The following is a 3126-nucleotide window of genomic DNA, read 5'->3' as shown; positions in this document are numbered from 1 at the left end:
CTACCTGCACTAACAGGTAATGCCGTGATAACTTCACTCACTGTTGCTGTGTGCGCTATGCGTTCTCTTTCTAACGTACCTAAGGCAATACCTGGTTTTTTGTTATCACAACCGCTAAGTGTTGCACTCAAGACCTCAAGACCTCAAGACCTCAAATTCTATAAAACAAATGACTAAACATATAACCGTTCAATTTGATTTCCTTCCTATATGCGAAGCAGCCTGTTGCAGCGATTGTTGTTATCACGGCTTAAAATACAAGCTACAGAGCTAATATTATTGTTAATATGCTATTTATTTCTTATATAGAAAAGCTTAAATTTTTATTATTAATTAAAATTGCACACACTTATTCCCTTCAATAAATTCAGTTGTCTTCTACACTTAAGTTCTATTTACAAATATATAAATATTTATTAGCAAAAAACAGTGGTATGACCAGTTGGTTTTCTGTTATATTCGAAAGAAGTTAAATAAATAGTTTAAAAAGCACTGGAGAGATACATGCTCAGTTATAAAGCACCGATCACAGACATGAAGTTTTTATTTGAAGATGTCTTTAATTATTATGACCATTATAAGCAGTATCCAGAATTTGAAGAAGCGACACCTGACTTGGTTGATGCGATATTCCAAGAGTGTGCAAAATTCTGTGAAAATGAATTATTACCAATAAATCAAAGTGGCGATAAAGAAGGCTGTACTTTTGATAATGGTAAAGTAACCACGCCTACAGGCTTTAAAGAAGCTTATCAGAAATATGTTGACGGTGGTTGGCAGAGTTTGTCTCACCCTGTTGAACATGGTGGCCAAGGGCTTCCTGCTTCGCTAGGCATGGTAAAGTCAGAGATGATGGGTACGGCAAACTGGTCGTGGGCTATGTATCCTGGTCTAAGCCACGGTGCTATGGATACGGTACAGTTACACGGTACTGAAGAACAGAAGCAGCTTTACTTAACTAAGCTTACCGAAGGTACTTGGACCGGCACTATGTGTTTAACTGAACCACAATGTGGTACAGATTTAGGTCAAGTTAAAACAAAAGCTGAGTTAAACGATGATGGTACATTTAGTATTAGTGGTACTAAAATATTTATTTCAGCTGGTGAGCATGACTTAACTGAAAACATAGTTCATATCGTTTTAGCAAGATTACCCAATGCGCCAAAAGGTACGCGTGGTATCTCATTATTTATTGTTCCTAAGATGCAAGTTGATGAACAAGGTAACATTGGCGAAAGTAACAATGTTGTTTGTGGCTCTATTGAAGATAAAATGGGTATCAAAGGTTCAGCTACCGCTGTTTTAAATTTTGATGGTGCAAAAGGCGTACTTATCGGTAAAGAAAATAAAGGTTTAGAATGTATGTTCACCTTTATGAATACCGCACGTGTTGGTACCGCTTTACAAGGTATCTGTGCTGCAGAACTTGCTTATCAAAACTCGTTAATTTACGCAAAAGAACGATTGTCGATGCGTTCACTTACCGGTGCTAAAAAACCTGAATTAGTTGCTGACCCAATTATTGTTCACCCTGATGTTCGTAAAATGCTAATGACGCAAAAAGCGATCACTGAAGGTGGCCGTGCTATGATTTATTATACGGCGAAGATAGTTGACGACATCCAAATGTTGAAAGATGATAAGCAACGCCGTAAAGCTGATAACCGTTTAGGTTTTATTACGCCAATTCTAAAAGCATTCCTCACTGAACTAGGTTCAGAAAGTGCAAATCATGGCTTACAAATATTTGGTGGTCATGGCTTTATCAAAGAGTGGGGTATGGAGCAAATTGTTCGTGATACACGTATAGCTACTTTGTATGAAGGAACAACGGGTATCCAAGCACTTGATTTATTAGGACGTAAAATCTTATTAAATCGCGGTAAGTATTTAAAACACTTTACCATGGAAGTCTTAGGCTTTTGTAAAGAAAAAAGCATGATTTCAAGTAACCCTCATAAACGTCAGATGAATCAATTTATTTGGCCATTGAGCAAAGCTGTTGCCGGCTGGCAGAAAAACACGTTAAGTTTGTCATTAAAAGCAAAGAAAAACCGCGATGTGGTCGGATCTGCTTCGGTTGACTATTTAATGTATTCTGGTTACATCGTTATGGCTTATTTCTGGGCACAAATGGCGCAGGCGGCTTATGAAAAATTAGCAACTGATGTTGAGAACAGAGACTTCTACCGTGCAAAAATTAAAACCGCAGAGTTTTATTTTGAGCGCATGTTGCCAAGAACTAAATCGTTAGCAATCACCATGATGGCAGACCCTAAAACGTTAATGCAGTTAGACGAAGAGTTGTTGTCATTTTTATAAACACTGACTGTTAAGATAACCACCAATAAAACCTTTTACAGTTTTCTGTAAAAGGTTTTATCATTTTAAATGACCTCTAAAGACCTCTAAATAGCGATAACCCTTTATCTTCATTATGGCAACTTCATGTCATCGAGAAGTATTTTAACTGTCGTATCTCTGAAGTTACCGTGGCTGTTGCTATTTTACTTTTCATCATTAGATGGGATACATTAGAACGACTATCTGTTGGGCTTGTATTTTTATTGGCACACGAACTGGTTAAACTGCGAATAATAGTCGTCGCTCTTTATTTATCCAGCGATTACTAGAAAACGCTATGTGAATAGACATTACAAATGAGGTTATCTCGACAAGTAGGACCATTAGAATCAACACCTTCAGTAGATGATATTTTCGAACCAAATCTATCTTTAGTCAACGGGTTGATGCTCGCTGAGAAATTGTCGAGACTGAAAAGTATTAACGATCACTTTGTGCTCACAGCGGACATTACAGTTATAAATTTAGCGATATATTTTCTAATGAATCATTCCTGTCATATTACTAAGGAGTCTCAGTAATATCCAAGCACTTACAAAAACCAAACACTTTTAGTATCTAAAGGATTGAAATTGTGGGATATTACTCCGAATTAAATTAAGGTTATGGGGCTGACATTACTGAGAAGTATCCATAATAAGTGACTATGGTGTCAATTATTAATTCTGATTCCTTTCAGGGTCCCACATGACACCATCCCTCACCATAGAATTAAGAATAATAATCATCTTACGAACGCAGGCGATTATCGCTGTTTTT

General features: G+C 36.9%; 1 protein-coding gene and 1 pseudogene. One reads left to right on the top strand and one right to left on the bottom strand.

Translation table 11 applies throughout. The features are described from left to right. Positions 1 to 504 precede the first annotated feature (504 nt). Positions 505 to 2325: an acyl-CoA dehydrogenase C-terminal domain-containing protein gene (locus H4J69_RS19450; protein WP_182216149.1), complete on the top strand. Its 1821-nt coding sequence runs from the start codon at positions 505 to 507 to the stop codon at positions 2323 to 2325. A gap of 701 nt (positions 2326 to 3026) precedes the next feature. Here H4J69_RS19450 and H4J69_RS19445 read toward each other — a convergent pair. After that, a pseudogene (locus H4J69_RS19445) lies at positions 3027 to 3126 on the bottom strand (IS110 family transposase); the annotation flags it as partial.

This window comes from Colwellia sp. BRX10-9 (assembly GCF_014077405.1).
In the GTDB taxonomy this organism is placed as follows: domain Bacteria; phylum Pseudomonadota; class Gammaproteobacteria; order Enterobacterales; family Alteromonadaceae; genus Colwellia_A.
This window is presented reverse-complemented; position numbering and strand designations above follow the sequence as displayed.

Excerpts from the sequence above, each read along its gene's own strand:
- H4J69_RS19450 (WP_182216149.1), top strand. The coding sequence starts at position 505 with ATGCTCAGTTATAAAGCACCGATCACAGACATGAAGTTTTTATTTGAA.